This is a genomic window from Robbsia andropogonis, assembly GCF_000970345.1.
In the GTDB taxonomy this organism is placed as follows: Bacteria; Pseudomonadota; Gammaproteobacteria; order Burkholderiales; family Burkholderiaceae; genus Robbsia; species Robbsia andropogonis.
This window is the reverse complement of the sequence record NZ_LAQU01000015.1, coordinates 76,531-100,122: the sequence shown is the minus strand read 5'-3', so window position 1 is coordinate 100,122 and position 23,592 is coordinate 76,531. Positions and strand designations below refer to the sequence as shown.

22 protein-coding genes are annotated in these 23,592 nt (G+C 58.9%); 19 read left to right on the top strand and 3 right to left on the bottom strand.

The features are described from left to right. The first annotated feature begins 1 nt into the window (after position 1). From WM40_RS15090 to WM40_RS15050, 9 genes are all read left to right on the top strand, one after another. Complete coding sequence (locus WM40_RS15090; RefSeq protein ID WP_024903291.1) at positions 2-907, top strand: phosphate/phosphite/phosphonate ABC transporter substrate-binding protein; 906 nt, start codon at positions 2-4, stop codon at positions 905-907. Between the two features lie 41 nt (positions 908-948). After that, complete coding sequence (gene phnC, locus WM40_RS15085; protein ID WP_236693534.1) at positions 949-1,770, top strand: phosphonate ABC transporter ATP-binding protein; 822 nt, start codon at positions 949-951, stop codon at positions 1,768-1,770. Beyond that, on the top strand, positions 1,767-2,633 hold the full coding sequence (phnE, locus tag WM40_RS15080) for a phosphonate ABC transporter, permease protein PhnE (RefSeq protein ID WP_024903293.1): 867 nt from the start codon (positions 1,767-1,769) through the stop codon (positions 2,631-2,633). Before phnC ends, phnE begins: the two co-directional genes overlap by 4 nt. 315 nt (positions 2,634-2,948) lie before the next feature. Continuing rightward, positions 2,949-3,971: an LLM class flavin-dependent oxidoreductase gene (locus tag WM40_RS15075; RefSeq protein ID WP_046153275.1), complete on the top strand. Its 1,023-nt coding sequence runs from the start codon at positions 2,949-2,951 to the stop codon at positions 3,969-3,971. A gap of 146 nt (positions 3,972-4,117) precedes the next feature. After that, positions 4,118-4,705, top strand: coding sequence for a pyridoxamine 5'-phosphate oxidase family protein (locus tag WM40_RS15070; protein ID WP_052738343.1), 588 nt, complete (start codon positions 4,118-4,120; stop codon positions 4,703-4,705). Positions 4,706-4,823: 118 nt separating this feature from the next. Further along, entirely contained in the window at positions 4,824-5,888 is a 1,065-nt protein-coding gene (locus WM40_RS15065; RefSeq protein ID WP_024903296.1) for a phytoene/squalene synthase family protein, read from the top strand. Between the two features lie 143 nt (positions 5,889-6,031). Next, the gene (locus WM40_RS15060; protein ID WP_024903297.1) at positions 6,032-7,327 is read left to right on the top strand and encodes an MFS transporter; all 1,296 of its coding nucleotides are present in this window, start codon (positions 6,032-6,034) and stop codon (positions 7,325-7,327) included. A gap of 17 nt (positions 7,328-7,344) precedes the next feature. Then, positions 7,345-8,871: an amidase gene (locus WM40_RS15055; protein WP_024903298.1), complete on the top strand. Its 1,527-nt coding sequence runs from the start codon at positions 7,345-7,347 to the stop codon at positions 8,869-8,871. Positions 8,872-8,874: 3 nt separating this feature from the next. Next, positions 8,875-9,228 carry a RidA family protein gene (locus WM40_RS15050; RefSeq protein WP_024903299.1) on the top strand — a complete coding sequence of 118 codons (354 nt, stop codon included), beginning with the start codon at positions 8,875-8,877 and terminating at the stop codon, positions 9,226-9,228. Positions 9,229-9,352: 124 nt separating this feature from the next. Here WM40_RS15050 and WM40_RS15045 read toward each other — a convergent pair whose 3' ends face one another. Beyond that, positions 9,353-10,588: an NAD(P)/FAD-dependent oxidoreductase gene (locus WM40_RS15045; protein ID WP_046153273.1), complete on the bottom strand. Its 1,236-nt coding sequence runs from the start codon at positions 10,586-10,588 to the stop codon at positions 9,353-9,355. Positions 10,589-10,686: 98 nt separating this feature from the next. On the opposite strand from WM40_RS15045, the gene WM40_RS15040 reads away from it, so the two are divergent. From WM40_RS15040 to WM40_RS32515, 3 genes are all read left to right on the top strand, one after another. Beyond that, positions 10,687-11,337 (top strand): helix-turn-helix domain-containing protein, encoded by a 651-nt coding sequence (locus WM40_RS15040; RefSeq protein WP_024903301.1) that lies wholly within the window; start codon positions 10,687-10,689, stop codon positions 11,335-11,337. A gap of 213 nt (positions 11,338-11,550) precedes the next feature. After that, positions 11,551-11,961 carry a transposase gene (locus WM40_RS32520; RefSeq protein ID WP_413783806.1) on the top strand — a complete coding sequence of 137 codons (411 nt, stop codon included), beginning with the start codon at positions 11,551-11,553 and terminating at the stop codon, positions 11,959-11,961. Further along, the gene (locus WM40_RS32515; RefSeq protein ID WP_413783807.1) at positions 11,853-12,368 is read left to right on the top strand and encodes an IS5 family transposase; all 516 of its coding nucleotides are present in this window, start codon (positions 11,853-11,855) and stop codon (positions 12,366-12,368) included. Before WM40_RS32520 ends, WM40_RS32515 begins: the two co-directional genes overlap by 109 nt. Before the next feature lie 8 nt (positions 12,369-12,376). Here WM40_RS32515 and WM40_RS15030 read toward each other — a convergent pair whose 3' ends face one another. Further along, positions 12,377-13,255: a LysR family transcriptional regulator gene (locus WM40_RS15030; RefSeq protein WP_024903302.1), complete on the bottom strand. Its 879-nt coding sequence runs from the start codon at positions 13,253-13,255 to the stop codon at positions 12,377-12,379. 95 nt (positions 13,256-13,350) lie between these two features. On the opposite strand from WM40_RS15030, the gene WM40_RS15025 reads away from it, so the two are divergent. Genes WM40_RS15025 through catA form a run of 3 tightly spaced genes read left to right on the top strand, consistent with a single transcriptional unit; the run spans position 13,351 to position 15,768 of the window. Beyond that, positions 13,351-14,496 (top strand): muconate/chloromuconate family cycloisomerase, encoded by a 1,146-nt coding sequence (locus WM40_RS15025; RefSeq protein ID WP_046153252.1) that lies wholly within the window; start codon positions 13,351-13,353, stop codon positions 14,494-14,496. 27 nt (positions 14,497-14,523) lie between these two features. Beyond that, positions 14,524-14,814, top strand: coding sequence for a muconolactone Delta-isomerase (catC, locus tag WM40_RS15020; RefSeq protein WP_024903304.1), 291 nt, complete (start codon positions 14,524-14,526; stop codon positions 14,812-14,814). Positions 14,815-14,856: 42 nt separating this feature from the next. Beyond that, a complete protein-coding gene (gene catA / locus WM40_RS15015) occupies positions 14,857-15,768 on the top strand; it encodes a catechol 1,2-dioxygenase (RefSeq protein WP_024903305.1) in 912 nt (303 codons plus the stop codon). Positions 15,769-15,922: 154 nt separating this feature from the next. Here the strand turns inward: catA and WM40_RS15010 are convergent, their stop codons facing one another. After that, complete coding sequence (locus WM40_RS15010) at positions 15,923-16,099, bottom strand: CsbD family protein (RefSeq protein WP_024903306.1); 177 nt, start codon at positions 16,097-16,099, stop codon at positions 15,923-15,925. A gap of 296 nt (positions 16,100-16,395) precedes the next feature. Between WM40_RS15010 and WM40_RS15005 the strand changes: the two genes are divergently transcribed. The 4 genes from WM40_RS15005 to WM40_RS14990 all read left to right on the top strand — a co-directional run bounded on the left by WM40_RS15005 (position 16,396) and on the right by WM40_RS14990 (position 23,496). Next, entirely contained in the window at positions 16,396-17,262 is an 867-nt protein-coding gene (locus WM40_RS15005; RefSeq protein WP_046153251.1) for a response regulator, read from the top strand. Continuing rightward, positions 17,259-18,704 carry an ATP-binding protein gene (locus WM40_RS15000; protein ID WP_081764898.1) on the top strand — a complete coding sequence of 482 codons (1,446 nt, stop codon included), beginning with the start codon at positions 17,259-17,261 and terminating at the stop codon, positions 18,702-18,704. Before WM40_RS15005 ends, WM40_RS15000 begins: the two co-directional genes overlap by 4 nt. 205 nt (positions 18,705-18,909) lie before the next feature. Next, positions 18,910-20,184 (top strand): efflux RND transporter periplasmic adaptor subunit, encoded by a 1,275-nt coding sequence (locus tag WM40_RS14995; protein WP_024903309.1) that lies wholly within the window; start codon positions 18,910-18,912, stop codon positions 20,182-20,184. 9 nt (positions 20,185-20,193) lie between these two features. After that, the gene (locus WM40_RS14990) at positions 20,194-23,496 is read left to right on the top strand and encodes an efflux RND transporter permease subunit (protein ID WP_082102784.1); all 3,303 of its coding nucleotides are present in this window, start codon (positions 20,194-20,196) and stop codon (positions 23,494-23,496) included. Positions 23,497-23,592 lie beyond the last annotated feature (96 nt).

Sequence of the window (23,592 nt, the reverse complement as noted above, 5' to 3'; positions counted from 1 at the left end):
CGTGAATTTCAAGACTTTCGGCACCTCACTGGTTCTCTCGGTCGGCATGCTGCTGACCGCGGGCGTTGCACAGGCGACCACATCCTGTCCGGGCGAAGGCACCGTCCGTTTCGGCGTGGAACCGTACGAATCATCCGCGCGGATGATCCCGGTTTACAAGTCGATTGGCGATTTGATCTCGAAGCAACTGGGCTGCCCGGTGGAAGTATTCGTCGCCACCAGCTACAACGCCGAAATCGAAGCCATGCGCAGCAACAAGCTCGACATCGGACAATTCGGCCCACTTGGTTATGTACTGGCGCACAAGGTCGCGCACGCCGAGGCCGTTGCGACGTTTGCAGACACCGATGGCAAGCCGTCCAGCTATACCGCATCAATCGTCACCTGGAAGGGATCCGGCGTGACGAAGCTCGCCGATGTCGCCGGCCAGTCATTTGCCTACTCCGATCCGAGTTCCACCTCCGGCCACTTGTTCCCAGCCTACGCGCTCAAGAAAGCAGGCATCGATCCGGAGTCGGGCGTGCGCGCGTTGTATGCCGGTAGCCATACCGCGTCCTTCGAGGCTATCCGCAATCACAAGGTCAAGGCGGGTGAACTGAACAGCGAAGAAATCGAAAGCGCCAAGTTACACAATGCTTACGACGCCGATGCTTACGTCACGCTGTGGCTCTCGGACCCGATCCCCATCGATCCGATCGCCATACGCGCCTCGCTGCCCGCCGACTTCAAAGCACGCCTGACCACGATTCTACAGAACCTGGATCTGCATCAACTGCCGGAGGATGCGCAGAAATTCATGGTGGCGAATGCCGCACCGGCGTTAAGGACGGTGCCACAAGTGGATGCAGCCTACGATCCAATCCGCGCCCTCGTCAGCACGCTGCACATCGATCTCAATAAATTATGAATGGATTCCTGAAAACAGTTGCGGATCGTCAATCGGCAGCGGTGAGCGCTGCCAATTCGACGCTTCCCTTTCCGCACGGCGTTGGCGCGTTGGCAGGTCTCCAAAAACAGCGGCAATGCGGATTGGACGTGCAGGGACTGTTGATGCGCTATCCAAATGGTCATACCGCATTGCAGCGCATTGATCTCCAGGTCGCGCCCGGCGAGCTGATCGCCGTACTTGGCGCGAACGGTTGCGGCAAATCGACATTGATGAAATGCATTGTTGGCCTGTTGCAGCCGACGGCCGGCAAGATCAACGTCGAGGGGCGGGATCTTGCCGTACTCTCCGGCGAAGCACTGCGTGTCGCACGTCTGCCGGTCGCGTTGATCTCACAGCACGCAAATCTGGTCAAACGCCGCAGCGTGTTGGCGAATGTCTGTACCGGCAGCCTTGGTCGCCATCGTACATGGAGAACCGCGCTCGGCCGCCTGCCACGCGAAGAAATCACGCCTGGATTGAACTATCTCAATGAAGTAGGCCTGTTGCATCTCGCCTCCCAGCGTGCCGGCACACTGTCCGGCGGCCAGGCGCAGCGCGTGGCGGTGGCGCGGGCGCTGACGCAGCGACCCCAGGTCCTGCTCGCGGATGAGCCATTGGCCAGTCTCGATCCGGAAGCCGCGGACGAAGTCATGCGTCTGCTGCAGCGATTGGCGCGAGAAGAAGGCCTGGCAGTGATTTGCGTGTTGCACCAGCCGGAATTGGCAAAGCGTTACGCGGATCGCTTGATCGGTCTGTACCAGGGCAAGGTCGCGTTCGATGCGCCATCGGCGCGGGTGAGCGTCGAACAGATCGCCAATCTGTATCGATCGGAGGCGCGATGAGCCGCACGCTTCGCCCTTATGCGCCGACCGTGTCGCGCTCCTCCGATGAACCTGTCGCCGCATCGAAGGAAGTCGAAGCCGTTGCGCACGCGTGGCGTCGCCGCAACCGCATGTCGCCATTGACATTCGTGGCGTTGCTTCTCGGCGCGGCGCTGCTCGCGCAGTCGTTCTACATCGTCCAGGCAAGACCACAAGACCTGCTCACGGGTGTGCATGGCATGATCGATATTCTGTCACGCTCCTGGCCACCCAATGTGCACAAGTTGCAGTCAAGCGCACGCGCCGTGCTGGAAACCATCGATCTGGCTATTTTTGGAACAGTCGGCGCGGTCATTTTTGCTTTTCCACTTGCGATCTTGTCCGCGAGCAATGTCAGCCCGGCAAGGCCGCTTTACTATGCATCGCGCTTTTTTATCGGAATCACGCGCGTGGTGCCGGACCTCGTCTGGGCGTTGCTGTTTGTGACAGCGGTTGGCCTGGGTCCTTTCCCCGGCGCATTGGCACTTGCGGTACATTCGATCGGCATGCTGGGGCGCTTGTTTTCCGAAGTAATCGAAGACATGGACATGGGTCCGGTCGACGCACTATCCCTGACCGGCGCCAGCAAGCTGCAGATATTCACGCATGCGGTTGTGCCAGGCGTATTGCCATCGTTACTGGGTATCGCCTTGTATCGCTTTGACGAAAACCTTCGTTCGTCACTGGTTCTGGGCTTTGTCGGTGCGGGCGGAATCGGATTCGAATTGTTGACGGCAATGAATCTGTTCGATTACCAGACCGTATCACTATTATTGATCGTCACCTTCGTGCTGGTTACCGGTGCAGAGCGATTGTCCGCATACCTGCGCTCGAAAGTAATGTAATCCCACTCGCGGCGAGCGAATTCGTCCGCCAATGCGCTCCGGCGGCAATCGTCGTCGGACGTGACGTCCGCATGTTGCGCATGACACCCGCGTCCCTCTCGCCACCGCCGTGACCGGCAAGCCCGGGCGCCGCGCGTGGCAGCATCCCGCGCACCTTGGCGTTGATGACCGTGCGTGCCATCCGGATAAAAGACAAGTTCAAACAAATCCATCGATAATGCGTTGATGCATCCGCACGGGCTGCCTGGCAGAACGCCGGTCTTATCGACATCGGCGGCAGGGAGGCCGCGCGCGATAACGCAATACGAGGAAAACGTGAAAAAAATCGGATTTTTATCATTTGGGCACTGGAATCCATCCACCCAGTCGCAAACGCGCTCTGGCAAGGATGCGCTTCTGCAGTCTATCGACCTGACCATCGCAGCCGAGGAGCTCGGACTGGATGGCGCGTATTTCCGCGTGCACCACTTCGCGCGCCAGTTGAGTTCCCCCTTCCCGCTGCTGGCAGCGGCCGGCGCGAAGACGCGTCACATCGAGATTGGCACCGGCGTCATCGACATGCGCTACGAGAATCCGCTGTACATGGCGGAAAGCGCGGCAGGGGCCGATCTGATTGCGGGCGGCCGGCTACAACTGGGGATCAGCCGCGGCTCCGGCGAACAGGTGAACGAAGGCTGGCGTTACTTTGGATATGAGCCCGCGGACGGCGAAACCGATGCCGACATGGCACGGCATCACACCACCGTATTGCTGAATGTACTGGGTGGGGCAGGCTTTGCCGAACCGAATCCCCGGCCAATGTTTCCGAATCCGCCCGGCTTGTTGCGCGTCGAACCTTACTCCGAAGGATTGCGAGAACGCATCTGGTGGGGCGCCAGCTCCAACGCAACCGCCGTGTGGGCCGCGAAATCAGGGATGCATTTGCAAAGTTCGACGTTGAAAGACGACGAAACCGGCGAACCTTTCCACATTCAACAGGCAAAGCAAATACGGGCGTATCGGCAGGCGTGGCAGGAGGCGGGTCATACGCGACCGTCGCGGGTCTCCGTCAGCCGGAGCATCTTCGCCATCGTGAATGCGCGCGATCACGCCTATTTCAGCGGCAGTGGTGATGCGCAAGACCACTTCGGCTTTCTCGACGAACACAAGCGCTCTATTTTCGGCCGCGGTTACGCCGCCGAACCGGATACGCTGATCTCACAACTGGCGGCGGATGAGGCCATTGCCGAGGCTGATACCATCCTGCTCACGGTACCCAATCAGTTGGGCGTGGACTATAACGTGCATGTCCTGGAATCGATCCTGCAACACGTGGCGCCGGCGCTTGGCTGGCGCTAGCGCTTCGTTCTTGCAGGCAACGCATACGGCGCAGGCGCGTTGCAGCCCCGTGTACCGGGACCTTTCGACGACCCATCGGATCACAGAATAACGTGACGCGGCACCGGATGGCTGCCGCTGTCCAGCAGCCAGAACCGGAAAATAGTATGGCGACCGCCCTCACGACCCTGCTCGACACCATCTGGAAACGCCTGATCGGCGAAAACAGCCCGGCGCGATCCCGGTTTGGATTACTGCAAGCCGCCAGCATCGATGAGGACGGTGCCCCCTCCCTCAGGACCGTCGTGCTTCGCGAAGTCGATCCCGCAAGCGGCCAGGTACGCTTCTATACAGATGCCCGGTCACCGAAAATCGCGCAATGGCGGCGCGACCCGCGTATCGCCCTGGTGGGTTATGACGCAGAACGACGGACACAGCTCCGAATGACAGGACAGGTAACGTTCGCGGATAACGATGCTCGGCGTGCTGCCTGGAACGCTTTGTCGCAGCACAATCTGATCGACTATCGCGGTACGGTAGCGCCGGGGACGCCATTGGCATCGGTCGACGGTCCGGAGGTAATGGCACGCTCCAATAAACCAACCCAGCGCGATCTCGGCTACGACAACTTTTGCATTGTCAACGTACGCCTTTCGTCCTTGGATTGGCTCGATCTATCAGACAAGCAAAGGCATGTCCGCGCTCGCTTCATGCATCAAGAGGGACACTGGCAAGGTGAATGGATCGCACCGTGAAGACACCTCTGCCGGTCACTTTCGATCGATCATTCCACGGGGCGGTAACCGCTAGCCGTCAGGATGGACGATCCGCGTTACAATCTGCTGCGCGATTTTGCCCATTCTCAGATTTGCCATGTACCACCCTACTCGGGAATTCCTGCTCGGTCCCTTGCTGAAAGGGGTTTCCCGCTCGTTCTATCTGACGCTGAATATCTTGCCGGCCAGCATGCGGGACCCGATCGGCCTGGCCTACCTTCTTGCCCGCGCTGCCGACACGATCGCGGACACGTCGCTGATCGCACCGCAACAGCGGCTCGGGTTCCTTCTCTCACTGCGAGACTGGGTTGCCGGCGCACCCGTCGATACCGATACGCTGCTGCAATTGAAAACGGAAGTGGCCTCGCAACAGACCCAATCCGATGAGAAAGCGCTGTTGGAGTCGCTGGAACCCGCGCTCGCGATCCTGGCGCAACTGAGTGAAACAGACCGTCAAGCCGTACGCGGCATCGTGGCCACGCTCACCGACGGAATGGAATTCGATTTGCGCACCTTCCCGGATGAGCGCTCTGGTGATGTCGTCGCATTACCGGATTGGCAGGCCTTGGATCGTTACACTTACTTGGTCGCGGGATGCGTAGGGGAATTCTGGACGAAGATGACCTACGTGCATCTGCCCGCGACCCTCAAGCTGCCTGAACCAACGATGATGGCGCGTGGCGTGGCGTTTGGAAAAGCGTTGCAGATGACGAACGTGCTGAGGGATTGCGGTAAGGACTTGCGTATCGGTCGATGCTACTTTCCTGCCGACTTGACCGCCGAACACGGCTTGACGGTGCAAGATCTTCTCGCACCAACCAATAGTCTCCGCGTCCGCCCACTGCTGTTCGCACTGGTTGAACGATCGTTACCGCTGTTTCGCGAAGGCCTCGCCTATCTATGCGCCATTCCACCCCTGTCGATCCGGCTGCGACTAGCCTGCGTATGGCCGATCGTGATCGGCCTAGAAACGCTCCGCTTGCTGATCGCCAATGACGCCTGGCTCGACCCCGCCCACGTATCGAAAATAACGCGCCGGCAAGTATATCGGATCATCGCACGATCCATCATCCAGGTGCCGTCCGATAAAGCACTGCATCGCTGGATCGAGGGTTTGATCAGCGACATCGAGAAACGCATGGCGATGCGGCCGCCTGCCTGAACCTGGAACAGGGACCGCGGGTTCCTCACGGCGTCGTGAACCGACACAGCGACCCCGTGCCACGCCGTTTTATCGTATTTGAGAAATTTATTTTTTCTCATATAAGATAACGATCATGTTCTAGCGTTCCCCGGGAGCCGATCGTGCCGTCCATCACTGCTGCAAAACCGCCCGTATCCAAGACCTATGTGATCGCGGCGGCGACGATTGGCACGGCGCTGGAATTCTACGACTTCGCGATCTACAGTTTTTTTTCAATCCAGATCGGCAAACTCTTTTTCCCGCAGTTCTCATCCATCAGCCAGTTCCTGCTATCGATTGCAGTGTTCGGTGTCGGATTCGTCATTCGACCGATAGGAGGCGTCGTCATTGGCGCCTATGCGGACCGGGTGGGGCGCAAAAAGGCCATGGTCCTGACGATCATGTTGATGGCCATCAGTTGCGCGCTGATCGCTTGCGCGCCACCCTATTCGGTCGCGGGCGTGGCCGCGCCGATCATTGTTCTGATTGCCCGCCTGGTACAAGGTTTCGCGGCGGGAGGCGAATTCGGTCCAGGCACGACATTGCTGATGGAATACGCCACGGACAAAAAGCGGGCCTTCTTTGCCAGTTGGAACTTCGCCGCCACGGCATTGGGGCTGGTCTTCGGATCGATTGTCGCCACGCTGATCAACACGTTGCTGGACAAGGACCTGGTCGCTTCCTGGGGCTGGCGCCTTCCCTTCCTGCTCGGCATTGTCGCAGCGCCATTGGGGTCGCTGATTCGCACGCGCCTCGAAGAAACGCTCATCGTGGATGCTGCCGGCACAACGGCAAGGCAACCTGCCTTTGGTGCACTGAAAGCGGTGTTGACAAAACATCTCGATTTGACGATGGTTGGTACGCTAGCGGAGTTGGGGGGCTCGGTCTCGGTTTATATCACCGCTTTCTTCCTGCCTGCGCACGCGATACGAACGCTGCATATGTCGTCGACGCACGCGGCAATTTCCGGGGTGGTCAGCTCCCTTGTGTTGTTCCTGTCCGCACCGATCATGGGATATCTCGCGGATCGGTTCAGCCGGAAACGGGTATTGCTGATCTCGCGCTGCGCGATGATCATTGTCGTCTACCCTGCTTTCCTGCTACTGAGCATGCATCCGACGCTGATCATGCTATGTGGCGTGTCGGCTGTCCTGGCGGTATTGGTAACGGGGCAAATCATTCCGGTGCTGGTAATGATTCCAGAAATGTTTCCAACGAATGTCCGCGCCACCGGCATTGCGATGACCTATGTCGTCAGCGCATCGATATTCGGTGGCTTCTCACCCTTGATCGCCGCAGTGCTGACGGCACGCTCAGGCAATCCATTGGCGCCCGCATGGTATGTGGCAGCGGCTTGCCTGATGTCATTGTTCGCGCTAATCTGGCTGCGCGACCGTACCGGTGAAAAACTTACGTGACCAAGAGACATGCATCGATGACACATTCCAACGCGCTTGTCCAACTACCGGCGCCTACGCTACGCGCGATGATAGCGCGCAAGGACATCTCCCCGGTTGAACTGCTGGATGCTTGCATTGATCGTATCGAGGCGATCAATCCCGCCGTCAACGCCGTAACCGCCACTTGCTATCCTGAAGCACGCGAAGCAGCCAAACGGGCGGAAAGCATGGTCCTGCGCGGCGAACCGCTCGGCTTGCTGCATGGTCTGCCACTCGGCGTCAAGGATCTCGAAGACACGGCCGGCCTATTGACAACGTATGGCTCACCACCCAAACGGGGGCATGTACCAACAGCCGACGTCGTGTTGGTCGAGCGCTTGCGCGCAGCAGGTGCCATACTCGTCTGCAAGACGAATGTCCCGGAATTAGGGGCAGGCGCGAATACGCGCAATCCGGTATGGGGCGCCACCGGCAATCCGTTCGATCCCGAGCGTAACGCGGGTGGCTCATCCGGAGGCGCCGCCGCCGCGTTGGCCTGCGACATGTTGCCCGTCTGTACCGGATCGGATACAGGCGGTTCCCTCCGCATTCCCGCATCGATCTGCGGCGTCGTTGGCTTACGACCCACGCCGGGCCTTGTACCGAATTCTCGTCGCTTGTTAGGTTGGACACCTATATCGGTCGTCGGCCCGATGGGGCGTACCGTCAAGGAGGCATGCTTGCAGTTGGCCGCCACCGCAGGACTCTCGGCAGGCGACCCTCTGAGCTTTCCGACGAATCCGTTACGCTTCCTGGATCTGGCGGATATCGACCTTGGCGAACTGCGCATAGGCTGGACGGAAGATTTCGACGCGTGTGACGTCGACGACAATATCCGCGACACGTTCCGCGAGCGGATTGCCGCGATCGCACCAATGGTCAAACGCTGTGAGCGCGTGCAATTCGACCTTGGCGACGTACACCGCTGCTTCGATGTAATCCGAGCCGAAAGCTTTGTCGCCGGATTAAGGGATACCTATGAAAAAGATCCCATGCTGCTTGGCGAAAACACGCGGGCAAATTATGAGATGGGAGCAAGCATGTCGCTTGCCGACAGTGCGTGGGCGCAAGCAGAGCAAACACGGGTATTCAGGAAGTTCCAAGGCGCATTCGCGCAATACGATGTAATCCTGTCACCAACGACGCCCATCTCGCCCATGCCATGGCGTACGCTTTATGCGGATACGATTGCCGGCCGCAAACAGGAAAACTACTATCGCTGGCTGGCGTTGACGTATGTGGTGACGCTGGCGACGCACCCTGCCCTTTCCTTGCCTTGTGGCGTTGACGACAAGGGCATGCCATTCGGACTGCAACTGGTAGGCCCTTTCCACGGCGACGAAAAGACCCTGGCAATCGCCCATGCATTCGAGCAGGCTTTCGCGCAGTCCCCTGTGTTACAGCGCCCGCGACCGAACCTCGACAATCTTTTGACGGCACGCCCCGAACTGAAGTCCATCGTGACCTCGCCGCCCCTTTTTCATCCCGCCGGCATCGCGGATGTCGGCCCCTCCATCGTATAAACCATGCACACTGAAATCAAGCGCTTCAATAGTAATCAACGAATGAGCCAGATCGTCATTGCAAACGGCTTTGTCCATCTTTCTGGTCAAGTACCGGATTCGAGCAATGCATCGATCACCGATCAAGCCACTGAAATTCTGACGCGCATTGAATCCCTGCTAGCGCAGGCCGGTGTGGACAAAACGCGTCTGGTGTCCGCCAACGTCTGGCTGACCGATCCAAAGCACTTCGCCGAGTTCAACGCCGTGTGGGATGCATGGCTTGTCGAGGGTCACGCACCCACGCGCGCCTGTGTGCAAGCGCTATTGATGCGGCCAGGCATCGATGTCGAGGTTGCCGTGGTAGCCGCACTCTGACGCCCCTGATGCACCCTGACTGAAAGTGGACACAACAACCGCTTTCATGCCGCATCACGCGGCATCGGCATCGGCATCGGCAAGTCCGAAGCCGATGCCGAAACCGGGCTGGACCTGGCTTTCTTTACGTATCGAAGCGTCGAACATGGAATGGCGCTGGATCGACAAACGGTGTCTTCCCAGTCATCATTTCTGCAATCAACCGCCCCGTCACCGGTCCAAGGGTCAATCCATGATGCGCATGCCCGAATGCAAACCACAGGCCATCGTGACGGGTCGGGCCAATGATCGGCAGCATGTCCGGCGTGCAAGGGCGCCGACCCATCCAGGGCTCCGGGTCCAGGCGCTGCGCAAGCGGAAACATCTGCCGTGCCATCGGCTCCACTATTTCCAGTTGTAGCGGTGTACGCGGCGCATCATCACGCGCCAGCTCCACACCTGTAGTCAAGCGTATGCCGCGGCGCATCGGTGCCAGCAGATAACCGTTCTCCGCGTCCAATACCGGATGCTGCAAAGAGGCATTTGCCTCCGCCGCGTAATGCATGTGGTAACCACGCTTGAGCCCAAATGGAATGCGATAGCCAAAGCGCGCCGCCAGCGTGTTGGACCAGGGGCCAAGGGCAACGACAATCGACGCGGCGTTGACCGGACCTACTTCCGTGGCTACGTGCCAACCGGTGGCCAACGTCGACGCGTCTCCCACAATGACTTCTCCGCCGAGCGAACGAAAATAGTCGAGATAGGCATCAAGCAACCCTTTTGGATCGCTAACGGTTTCCGACCCTGTATAAAGAACGCCGCCCAGCAATGCGTGCGAGAGGCAAGGTTCGAGCGAGCGCAACGCGACGTGATCCAGCGCTTCGTAGGAAACACCATATTCGCGCTGCCATCGCGCGACCGCTTGCAATTCATGATCCTGCACTGCGGCGCTTCGAAACACCTTGATCCATCCGCCCGCGCGAATGAATTGATCCGCGTTCGCCGCTTGCGACAGGGCGCGATGTTCGGTGACGCAATGCGCAATCAATGTCTCGTACGAGCGAGCGATTGCAGCGTGGCGTGCGGCTTCCGAATGGTACCAATAACGGGCAAGAAACGGCGCCAACCGCCCGATGGCGTTACGGTGGTAGCGAACGTCCGGGGACCCGTTCCGGGCATATCTGAATAACGTGGCCGCATCACGTGGGAACGCATACGGGTAAACACCTTCCCTTTGTATCAAACCAGCGTTGCCAAACGACGTCTCGTTTCCGGGGGATTGTCGATCGACAATCGCAACCGATCGGCCCTGCTTCAACAAATGAATGCCCGTGGCAACACCCACCATGCCGCCCCCTAGCACCACCGTATCAAATTTCATGGGTTCAATCACTCCGGCATAGCGCGTTTTGACATGCGTTATCATATCAGAGAAAAAACGTTTTTCTCATATACGATAATTCAACGACCCCCTGGCGCATGCCCTCATCGCAATCCACATCTCGTAATACCGCATCCGATCCATCACCGCTGGTGCTGGATCTGCAGACGGTCGGCGGGCTCCTGCGGAAACAACGCAAGGCGCACAGGTTGACGCTGGCGGAACTTTCCACTCGCTCCGGCATTGCCGTATCGACGATATCGAAAGCCGAACGCGGTGACATCGCACTGACCTATGATAAGTTCGCGGCGTTGGCGCAAGCGCTGCGCATTGATTTTGACGAAATCTTTGGTCGCCCATCGAAAGCCACACCAGACCGAATCATCACGCCTACGGTAACACGATCGGGCGAACAAGCGATCTATGACACGCCGAATTACGAATATGGCATGTTGGCGAATGCACTGTCTGGCAAACGCATGGTCCCCTTGCGCGGTCGCATCCATGCGCGGAAAGCGGAAGATTTCGCGGACTATGTCCGGCATGCCGGCGAGGAATTCGTCTTCGTACTATCGGGAAAGCTGCGCCTTCAGTTCGAGGACGGCAAGATATTCACACTGGCTCGTGGCGATAGCCTCTATTTCAACAGCGCCATCGGGCACGTCTACTTGAGCGCCGGCAAGGAAGACGCGGAAGTACTCGTTTGCTGTGTCGACGCGGATCCACATCGACCTGATGGGGTAATCTAACGCTTCTACCAAGGCAAGAATCCACGTGTTACGCGCATGATCGCATGGACAGCTCGACGACATCGATGCCGCACAGGTTGCCGGGACGCCCGCCATGCCAGAGGCCGTACCTCGAACAAACGCTTTAAAAGGCCAGTTCAAAAAGAGCCCGGAGGGGCTGTTTACTTTCCCGTGAAACGGTTAACCTTGGATGCCTGAACAACGGATCAAGGAATGTCAGCACCTATCATCGATGATGAGCTGTGGGCACTGATCGAGCCGCTACTTCCACGGCCCAAGCCGCGACGCAAGCGATACCCCGGGCGTCGGCCGCTTTCGGAGCGTGCCGCACTCAATGGCATACTGCTCGTGCTTAAAACAGGGATGCGATGGAACCATCTGCCGACCCGGTTGGGTTTCGGCTCTGGAGCGACTTGCTGGCGTCGGTTGCGCGACTGGCAGCGGGCCGGGGTGTGGGACAAGCTGCACGGGCTGCTGCTCGACAAGCTGCGCGAATCAGGCCAGCTCGATTTCTCATATGCGGCTGTCGATTCATCGTCCGTGCGAGCCGTTGGGGCAGGCCAAAAACTGGGCCAAACCCCACCGATCGTGCGCGACCAGGGTCCAAACACCACATCCTTGTAGACGCGAACGGCGTTCCTGTCAGCGCAATCCTGAGCGGCGCGAACCGCAACGATGTCACGCAACTGATACCGCTGGTCGACGCTATCCCACCGATTCGCGGCACTCGCGGCCGACCGCTTCGCAAGCCCAAGGTCGTCTACGCTGACCGTGGCTACGACTCCGACTCGCATCGCCGCCGACTTCGCGAACGCGGCATTAGACCGGTCATCGCCAGGCGCCGCACCGAACACGGCAGCGGCCTCGGAAAATTCCGTTGGGTCGTCGAACGGACTCATTCGTGGCTCCATGGATTCCGTCGTCTTCGCATTCGCTTCGAACGCCGATCTGACATTCATGAAGCATTCCTCAAACTTGCCTGCTCACTCGTGTGCTGGAACATCTTCAACCGAACGCAGCGGCCTTTTTGAACTGGCCTTTAAGCGTAGATCGCTTCGATCAACCGCTTCAAGATTTCCAACTCTTCGGACTCGTCAGCGAGACGGGTACTCATGATAATCGGTGAGACGACCGAGGCATCGGCGAGCGACCGATAGACGACGTCATCACGGCGCAGTCGCTCCACGCTCATGGGAACCAGCGCAACGCCCATTCCGGCGGCGACGAACCCCAGCGCTGTCTGCAGCTCTTGCACCTCATGAATTTCTTCCGGCTCCAGCCCTTGATCCTTGAACGCGGACAGTACCTGATCGGCGTAGCTCGGTCGAGGACGACGCGGATACACGACCAACGTCTCGCGTGCGAGCTGTGCAAGGGTTAGCGGCCCAACGCCACAAAGCGGATGATCATCAGGAAGCGCCGCCAACAAGCGCTCATCGCGCAATACGACCCGCTTGACCGATACGTCATCGAGTCGGATACGGCCAAAGCCGACATCGATTGCCCCTGAGTGCAAGGCCTTCAATTGATCGACCGTCGACATCTCGACCAACGACACCTCGGTATGCGGGCACGCCACGCGAAAGCGGCGCACCACGGTTGGTACGGCGCCATAGAGTGTCGACCCGACAAAACCAATCACCAGCCGACTTTCTACATGGGCGGCACGACGCGTCAGCTTCGGCAGATCATCGGCCTGCTCCAATAATCGCCTGGCCTGTCCCAAAAAGAAACGGCCGGCTTCGGTCAGCTTCACGGGCCGGCTGCCGCGCTCGAACAGTCGCGCTCCAATCTCTTCTTCGATCTGCTGGATCTGTCGGGACAACGGCGGCTGAGAGATGTTCAGCATCTCCGCGGCACGCGTGAAGTTTTGCGTGGTTGCCACAGCCACGAAATACCGCAGATGACGCAACTCCATTCTTCATACCTTCAAAGTATCAAAATATGCTTAGCCGGTGTTGGACAACGTGCTCTCGGCGTTTTTATCATGGTGAAACAGCCAAGGCAATCACGATGATACCTTCGACAGCAACAATCGACTCAGTGGAAACCCTGCTTCTGGACGTCCCCACGATCCGGCCGCACCGCCTTTCCGTCGCGGTAATGCGCGGCCAGACGCTGGTGATCGTCCGCATCCGGCTTTCCGACGGCACTATTGGCCTGGGCGAAGCAACAACTATCGGAGGCTTGAGTTATGGCGAAGAGAGCCCGGAAAGCATCAAGGTCAATATCGATACCTATCTCGCACCGCTGCTCGTGGGAAAGGAAATGGGCAGCGTCCTGAAATTAATGGCGCCCGTGCGGAAAAGCGCGCAAGGCAATCGCTTTGCCAAGTGCGCATTGGAAACAGCGCTGTTCGATGCAACCGCAAAACGGCTGAACGTCCCATTATCGATGCTATTCGGAGGAGCGCAACACGACGCGCTGGCGGTGGCGTGGACACTCGCAAGCGGCGACACGTCGCGTGATATCGCCGAGGCCGAGCAAATGCTGGAAGCGCGTCGGCATTGCGTGTTCAAGCTCAAGATTGGCGCGCGATCGGTGGTGGATGACGTACGGCATTGTGCTGAAATCCAGCGGGCACTGAGCGGCGGCGCGCGCATTCGTGTCGATTTGAATCAAGCATGGACCGAAACGCAGGCCGTCAGCGGCATTGCCATGCTCGCCGATGCCGGCGTCGAGCTTGTCGAGCAGCCAATCTCCGCCTCCAACAGGCGAGGCCTGAAGCGACTGACTGACCTGGCGCGGGTGCCCATCATGGCGGACGAAGCGCTGCACGGCACTGCCGACGCCTTTGCGCTGGCCGTCGACCATGCCGCCGACGTCTTTGCACTCAAAATTGCCCAATCAGGTGGTCTGCTGGAAGCCGCGCATGTCGCTGCCATTGCCCGCGCCGGCAATATTGATCTGTATGGCGGCACCATGCTGGAAGGCCCGATCGGTACGATCGCCACCGCGCATCTTTGCGCCACCTTCGACTCCCTGGCATGGGGCAGCGAACTATTTGGTCCGCTGCTCCTGACTGAAGAGATCCTGACGGAGCCGCTGGTCTACAAGGATTTCGCGTTACACCTGCCGCAAGGCCCCGGTCTCGGCATCGTCCTCGACGACGAAAAAGTTGCGCGTTTCCGCCGCGACGGCAGCAGGTCTTCGACGTAATCGCCCCACATCAAGGAGACACCGCTGATGCTGTTCATCGTCAATATGGAAGTATGTCTGCCACATGATATGCCGGAGGCCGATGCCAATGCCCTGAAGGCGCGCGAACGCGATATTGCGCAGGGATTGCAGCGTCGCGGTGTGTGGCGTCACCTGTGGCGCGTAACAGGAAAATACGCGAACGTCAGCATATTCGATGTCGCCGACAACACCCAGCTTCACGACACGCTGATGTCCCTGCCCCTTTTTCCCTATATGAAGATAGACGTGCGGCCGCTATGCCGCCATCCCTCATCGATCCACGATGACGATCGGTAACCCCTCATAACTAGAAAAGCCCTCTCTCATAGGAGACATCATATGAATCGCCAAGCCATCGATGCCATTCTCTCTTCCATTACCGGTGTTGAAAAAGGCCCGGGTAACGAACGTGTCAAAACCATCGTGAATCGGGTCGTGCGCGATCTCTTCTATACGATCGAAGACTTGGATGTCCAGCCTGCAGAGTTTTGGCATGCACTCGACTATCTTGCCCAAGCAGGTAGAAACAACGAATTCGGCCTGATCGCCGCAGGCCTTGGATTCGAGCATTTCCTCGATCTGCGTATGGACGAAGCCGAAGCCAAGGCGGGCATTGCAGGCGGCACGCCGCGCACGATCGAAGGACCGTTATACGTCGCCGGCGCGCCCGAGACAATCGGTGAAGCGCGCCTCGACGACGGCCAGGAAGAAGGCGAAATTCTCTTCATGCAAGGCACCGTGTCCGATATCAACGGCAAGCCACTGGCAAACGCATTGGTCGAGGTCTGGCATGCCAACCGACTTGGAAACTACTCTTTCTTCGATTCCACGCAGAGTCCCTTCAACCTGCGGCGCAGTATCCGCACGGATGCAGCAGGGCGATACCGCTTTCGCACGATCATGCCGGTAGGTTATAGCGTGCCACCCGGTGGTTCAACCGATACCTTGCTTCGACAACTCGGGCGGCATGGTACCCGTCCCGCGCACATCCACTTCTTCGTCTCCGCACACGGCCATCGCAAGCTGACGACGCAGATCAACATCGATGGCGATCCTTATTTGTGGGATGACTTCGCGTTTGCCACACGGGATGGTCTGGTTCCAAAGATCACACGTGTCGGCGATGCAAAATCAATGGACGAGCACGGCGTGGAAACCGCCTTTGCATCGATCGATTTCGACTTCACGTTGCATCCGCATAGCGAGAACGTTCCTACATCGGAAGTGGTCCGATCGCATGCCAGTGACTGACCGTGGCGGCGCAACCGTACATTGATCGCTTTGCCGTGAAAGGAAACGGGGCCGTAGACGAGAAACAACCTGCCTCGCGGCACCAAAAAAAACGCGCCGAAGGCGCGTTTGAACGTCATTACACGGTTATTCCACTGTGATCGTCAGGGATCGATCAGTGCGTCTTCTTCGACTGTTCCACCGCATCACCCGCAGCCTTCTCGGTCTTGCCGGCTGCCTGTTGCAGATTGCCCTTGGCCTGCTGCGCCTTGTCACCAGTGACCTTACCAACGACTTCGTTGACCTTGCCCTTGACTTGGTCCTTGATGCCTTCCGTTTGTGCCTTGTTCATGAAAGTCTCCTGTCTATCGTTGCGAGAGGCCCTGCTGGCCTTTCTGAGAATAGATTAACAGGCACACCAAAAAAAAATGTCCTACACGCTCTGATACGCACGTAGGACACCACCGACGCCCTTTTGGCGGCGCAGCATTACAACTGTATTACGAGGCAACACCACCAACCCCTGTTTATTTCCGATTCTTACAAATCGCCTGATCCAGATTCATTTACGCAACAACGGGTCTGCATTCGTCAGTTATCCTTGAACGCCTGTGACAAACGCGCCCAGGCAGGCCTGGGTATGAACCGATGCTCGATATCCCGTGTAGTGTCCTGTTGATTGACGACGATGCCGCATTGCGTGCCTTGATGGAGACCTTCTTCACGTCGCGCCAGATCCGCGTTGCGACGCAGCCGGATGCCACCGACCTGTCGGGACACGTTGCGCGACTGCGTCCGTCAATCGTCGTACTCGACCTCATGATGCCGGGCGTGGACGGCCTGCAGGCATTGCGCGCGCTACGCGCATCCGGCGACGCCACCCCGGTAATCATGCTGACCGCCCGTGATGAAGGTGTAGACCGTATCGTCGGGCTCGAATCCGGTGCCGATGACTACGTCGGCAAGCCCTTCATGCCACAGGAACTGCTGGCGCGGATACAGGCGGTTTTACGTCGCCATCGTCATATCCCGGAACTCGCTGCACGTCACTCCCAAACAGATGGCACTGTGCCGTGGCCAGCGCACGAAACGGTGCGCGCACCAGTCGCCACGACGGCGCATTCTTATCCAGTGATGGCGCAAAGCGCCGCGCAATTCTGCTTTGGTCGGTTCACCCTCGATTTCGTGATGCGAAGACTGCAACGCGACGGCGAAACGATTCGACTGACCAATAGTGAATTCACATTATTAAGCGTATTAGCACGTCATCCGCACGAGGCATTGTCCCGACCAAGGCTATTGTCGCTATGGCATGGCGGCCATGCAGCGGCAAGCGAACGCGGCATCGACGTTCCAATATTCAGGCTACGCCGAATCTTGGAACGTGATCCCGCGCGTCCGGAAATTATTCAGACGATTCGTAATGCGGGCTACATGTTCGTACCGCCTCCGATGGAACAAGATACATCGCACGCAGACCGCGCGACCTTACATGCGCCGGGAGCCCTGCAATGAGCAGTCGGCCCGCCTTGCCACGCATCAACAGCCGCCTGCGACGAGGCATCAAACGCCTGAACACCGTTTTTGTTCGTTACGCGCTACTGGCGATCGTTCTACTGATGCTGACCCAGTGGATCTGGATTTTCGTGGTCGGCCGACAACACGCCCGAATCGAGGCTACGCACATTGCCCGCGTGTCGGCGGTCGTCTATGGCGCCGCAACCAGCAACAGCGGGCCGAAGTTGTCCGAGGCACAACAAGACGCGATGGCCGCAACATTGCGCTTCAACTTTGTCGACGCCGGACCGAATGGCTATCCGCCGGGCTGCCCAGACGGGTGCGCCGATACAACCGATGACGTGTTCGGTCAGTTGCGCGGCCAACTCCCCCCGGACAGCCGCGTCGTGCTTGACAAGCATACATCGCAAATCTGGCTACGCTACGGCGACGCGAAACGATGGCTGCGCGTGCCGGTTGATTCGCCGGCGGTTGAACGTCTGATTGGCGCGTCGGCGATGATGCTCGCACTGGCCGTCGCGTTCGCGTTGCTGGGCGCGTGGCAAATTCAACGGCCGTTGCGTCGCTTGGCCCGTGCGGCGCGGGATCTGCGCATCGGCATCCGCCCCGCACCGGTCGTCGCCGCCGGACCCAGCGAAGTCAAAAGCTTGATCACCGACTTCAACCAGATGACACGCGACATCTGTGATGCGGACCAGGAACGGGCCATCATGCTGGCTGGCGTGGCGCACGACCTGCGCGCGCCACTGGCGCGAATGCAAGTGCGTGCAGCACTGATTGGCGACGACCGCATGCAACACGGCTTTCTCAATGACACCGCCGCGATGTCACGCATCGTCTCGCAATTCCTGGCATTTGCCGGCAGCGAGTCCAATCGTGCGCAGGGTGATGGCACGCTCACGACGACGATGGGCGGCCCCGGCATCGAATTAACCTCGGTCGATGTCTTATGCGAGCAACGATATGGTCGGGAAGACGCATCCGGAGTCGTCGTGGCGGAATCCCATGCGCCCGCCGCTGACGACGCGCGTGATGCGAGCGACCCAGCGCACGAACCGCCCCTGATTCTCGTCGATCTCCAGGCGGGGGCCTCGTTCAAATTACCGACCGTTGATATCGACCGCATTTTGTCGAATTTGATCGAGAACGGCTTTGCCTACGGCGCCCCTCCCTTGGTTATCGAGACACGCCGTGCCGCTGGATGCTTCACGCTTGCGGTTCGCGATCACGGCCCCGGCATTCCGCAAACCGATATCGAACGGGTGCAACGCCCCTTTGTTCGGCTCGACGCGGCCCGTGGCGACAGCGCCCACTCCGGCCTGGGCCTGGCCATCGTTCGACGCTTGGCACGTTCCTACGACGCCGACATGACGCTTACGAATGTGCGTAAAAACCAAGGTGGCGGACTGCGCGTCTCGCTGTCTTTCCCCATGCGTTGATCAGAGGCGTGGCCATCGGCGGCATCGCTGCTGCTTCTTTCTATTTCCCTTCATTACACCTGGTAACGGCCGACTAAGCTTCTGTAAGGCTCTATCCTGTAATCTTCGCTGTTTAGCTGGTCAGGGTCTGCCTGGCCAGCCGGGAGGCCCCTGACGCGCGGCAGCCCGGAAAGCTGCACTCATGCCGAGAGGGGGCGTTAGCCGTATGCAATTCGAATCAAAAAAGACCACGCAGCGTCGTAACCACTATGCGACGCTACTTGTCAGTTGTGTCGCCGTGGCGGCCACACTGTCCGGCTGCGGCAAATCCACGTCGCAATCCATGCCCGGTGGCCCACCACGCCAGGCACCCACTGTCACTGTTCAAACGCTTCAGCCGCGCAGCATCACGATTGTCGACACGTTATCGGGACGCTTGTCAGCCTTCGAAGATGCCGATGTGCGTCCCCAGGTAGACGGGATCGTGCAAAAACGCCTTTTTACGGAAGGGGCAACCGTCAAAGCCGGGCAACCGCTTTACCAGCTCGACCCGGCAAGTTACCAGGCCAGCTATGACACCGCTCGCGGCACCCTGCTGAAAGCAGAAGCAACCGCACGCGCGGCAGAAATCACTGCCCAGCGTTATCAAGCGTTGATAAAAATCAACGGCGTCAGCCAACAGGACCTCGAGAACTACGTCGCCTCGGCGCGCGAGGCAGAGGCCGACGTCATCTCCGACCGCGGCTCGTTGGAAACGGCACGCGTCAATCTGGCGCGCACCCGGATCGTCGCGCCGATCAGCGGACGCATCGGCAAGTCGTCGGTGACGGCGGGCGCCTTGGTCACTGCGGACCAGACCACGGCACTCGCGACGATCCAGTCGATCGACACCATGTACCTCGATGTGACGCGCTCCAGTGCCGATGGTCTGCGCCTGCGCAAGGCGATTGCGGCGGGACGCATCACACCGGCATCGGCCGCCGTGACATTGACCACCGAAGACGGGGCGGAATATCCGATAAAGGGCACGTTGCAGTTCTCCGATATTTCGGTGGACACCACCACTGGCTCGGTGACACTGCGCTCGGTCTTCCCGAATCCGCAACATGAACTGCTGCCAGGCATGTTCGTCAGCGCCTCTTTCAGCGAAGGCGTTCAAGACAATGCCCTTCTCGTGCCCCAATCCGTGGTGACGCGTGGCCCTGGTGGCCAGTCAACGGTATTGATCGTGGACGGCAATAACAAGGTTGTCAGCCGGAACGTCAGCGCGGATACCGCTTATGGCAACCAGTGGATCGTCACAAAGGGATTGCAGGCAGGGGACCGTGTGATCCTCGACGGATTGCAGTCTCTCGGCGCCGGCATGACGGTGAAGCCGGTCGAGCAACAGGCCGTTCCAGCCACGTCGGCGTCCGGCCCAGAGGCTGCTTCGGCAGCAACCGCTCCGCTTCCTACCAGTAGTGCCAGTGCCGTCAGCGGTACCGGCACGACGTCGCACTAAGGAGGCGAGATGTCCCGATTCTTTATTCACCGGCCTATTCTCGCCTGCGTTTTTGCGATCGTCATCATGATGCTGGGGGGGGCGGCCGTGATGACGCTCCCCGTGGAGCAATATCCCACCATCGCGCCACCCACGATCAAGATCACGGCCACGTATCCGGGCGCATCAGCCGATACGGTCGCCACCACGGTTACACAGGTGATTGAACAGGACTTGAGCGGCCTGGATAATCTGCTGTACATGTCATCGACGAGCAGCTCGGCCGGAACCTCGCAGATCACGCTCAGCTTCAAGGCCGGGACAAATGCCGACGTTGCGGCAATGCAGGTTCAGAACAAGGTTCAGGAGGCAAACGCATCGCTCCCTACCGCCGTGCAGAACCAGGGCGTTCAGGTCTCGAAAGCCAGCAGTAGTTTCTTGATGATGGTGTCGCTATCGTCCACCGATGGCAGCATGAACGATGTGGATCTCGGCAATCTGATTGCTACCCGCATCGAGGACCCGCTGACGCAGATCAGCGGCGTGGGCGACGTCAAGCTGTTCGGTGCGCAACACTCAATGCGTATTTGGCTTGATCCGCGCAAGCTCCGCAGCTACGGGCTGATGACAAGCGATGTGACTACTGCAATCACGAATCAGAACACGCAGTTGTCTCTCGGCCAGATCGGTGGCACGCCTGCAACCAGTCAGCAAGTCATCAACGCCACGATCACCTCCAAAGGCATCCTGAAAAGTACCGGTGACTTTGGCAATATCCTGCTTCGCGTCAATACCGACGGTTCGCGCGTCTATCTCAAGGATGTGGCGCGCATCGAGGTCGGCGGCGATTCGTACGATACGACATCACGCGTGAACGGCAAGCCTGCGGCAACGCTGGCCGTGGAAATGTCCACCGGCGCCAACGCGTTGAACGTAGCGAAGGCCGTGAAGGCGAAGATGGCGTCCTTGCAGAAGCAACTGCCGTCAAGCGTGGCCATCGACTACCCTTACGACACGACGCCATTTATCTCGATATCGGTCAGCGAAGTGGTCAAGACGCTGGTTGAAGCCGTGGTATTGGTGTTCTTCGTCATGTACCTGTTCTTGGGAAGCCTCCGGGCCACCATCATCCCGACCGTCGTAGTGCCCGTCGCGCTGCTCGGCACGTTCGGGTTGATGTCCGTGTTTGGCTTTACGATCAACGTCCTGTCGCTGTTCGCGATGGTGCTGGCGATCGGTCTTCTAGTCGATGACGCGATCGTCGTCGTGGAAAACGTCGAGCGGATATTACGCGAAGAGCGGCTTAGCCCGGCGAAAGCCACGGCAAAGGCAATGGGGCAGATCGGGGGCGCGTTGGTCGGCGTCACGGCCGTCCTGGTCGCGGTATTCATACCGATGGCTTTCATGTCCGGGTCGACTGGTGCGGTATATCGGCAATTCTCGATCACCATCACCGCGGCAATGGTCCTGTCCGTGGTGCTCGCGCTGACGTTGACACCCGCGCTCTGCGCGGCGCTGTTGAAACCGGCAAAGGACGAACATCATCGGAAAGGCTTCTTCGCATGGTTCGATCGCAAGTTTGAAAATGGCAGTCGACGCTATAGCGGTTGGGTTAGCGGACTGATCGCCCGCCCGCTCCGGTCATTCCTTGCGTATGGGGTGATCTGCGTCATTGCCGGTCTTATGTACTGGAAATTGCCGAGTTCATTCTTTCCGACGGAAGATCAAGGCTTTTTCATTACTGCCATTGCCCTGCCACCCGGCAGCTCCGCAAACCAGACCGACGTCGTAACCCGTCAAGTCGAGGATTACTACCTGAAGACCCCAGGCGTGGATAAGATCATCATGCTGGGTGGATTCAGCTTTAACGGCTCCGGTCAGAACAACGCAATGGCTTTCGTTCGGCTGAAGGACTGGAGCGAGCGTAGCGGAAAAGAGTCGGCGCAAGCGCTCATCAACGCCGCGAACCGCCATTTCTTCGGCCAGAAAGCCGCCCAGATTTTTGTCATGAATCCGCCCGCCATCCAGTCGCTCGGGAATTACAGCGGACTCGACTTCGAGCTGGAAGACCAAGCCGGCGCGGGCGCCACGGCGTTGGCGAAGGCCCGTGAGGAGTTGGTCGCCGCCGCGGCGAAAAATCCCTTGCTCGGTACGGTCCGATCACAAGGCATGGCCGATCAACCGCAATATGAAGTCGATATCGATTATCTCAAAGCGGCGGCGATGGGCGTCACTGCGGCGAACATCAACGACACATTGCAGACTGCATTTGGATCTTCGTATGTCAACAACTATGTCGATACGGGCCGCATTCAGAAGGTGTACGTTCAGGGCGACGCGCAATATCGCATGATGCCGTTCGACATCGGAACCTGGTATGTGATGTCTACGGCATCCACGAATAGTTCGAACGCAACGTCCAGCACCACGTCGTCGTCCTCGTCGTCCTCGTCGACCTCCTCCAGCTCATCGAGTACGTCGACCAGCAGCACGACGAACTACGATTCCGTAATGGTGCCCTTCTCCGCTTTCGCAACCGGGCACTGGACCTATGGCTCGCCGCAAATAGAGCGATACAACCGTGTGCTGGCGTCGGAAATGTCCGCGCAAGTACCTGATGGGGTCAGCTCGGGTCAGGCAATGGACGAGATCGAAAAACTGGTGGCGAAGCTGCCCCAGGGCATCGGCATGGAATGGACCGGCGAGTCATATCAGGAAAGCCTTGCGGGTTCACAGGCGATGTATCTGTACGCGTTGTCGCTTGTCGTGGTTTTCCTATGCCTTGCCGGCTTGTACGAAAGCTGGTCGGTTCCCATCTCGGTCATCCTCGTGGTGCCGTTAGGCATTGTCGGTGCGTTGGCGGCAGCCCATTTACGAGGGCTCGATGACGATATCTATTTCAAGGTCGGGTTATTGACGACGGTCGGCCTGGCCACCAAAAATGCGATTCTGATTGTCGAATATGCAAAGACCCTGCAAGAGCAAGGGCGTGGCTTGATCGAATCGGCGATCGAGGCCGCGCATCTCAGATTGCGTCCCATTCTGATGACATCACTGGCATTCGGCTTTGGTGTGCTGCCGATGGTACTTGCCTCCGGTGCCGGCGCTGCAAGCCGCCAGGCTCTTGGGACTGGCGTACTCGGTGGCATGATCGCTGCCACGGTGCTGGCGGTGCTGCTTGTCCCGGTGTTTTTCGTCGTGGTAAGACGCTTCTCCGGCAAAACGGTTGCTACCTCGCATGCGGAACAGGATGACGAAGATGATAGCGACGGCACGCACCACGACGGCCCGGAGAACGCGCTCGGCGAAAACGGCCGACGGGAGCAAACATGATGCGTATGAAAAATAGCTTGAAAATGGCTCAACCTAACGCACTCGGCGCCAAGGGCAGCGGCGCGACGTACGTGTGGCGCAAAAGCGCACGATGCG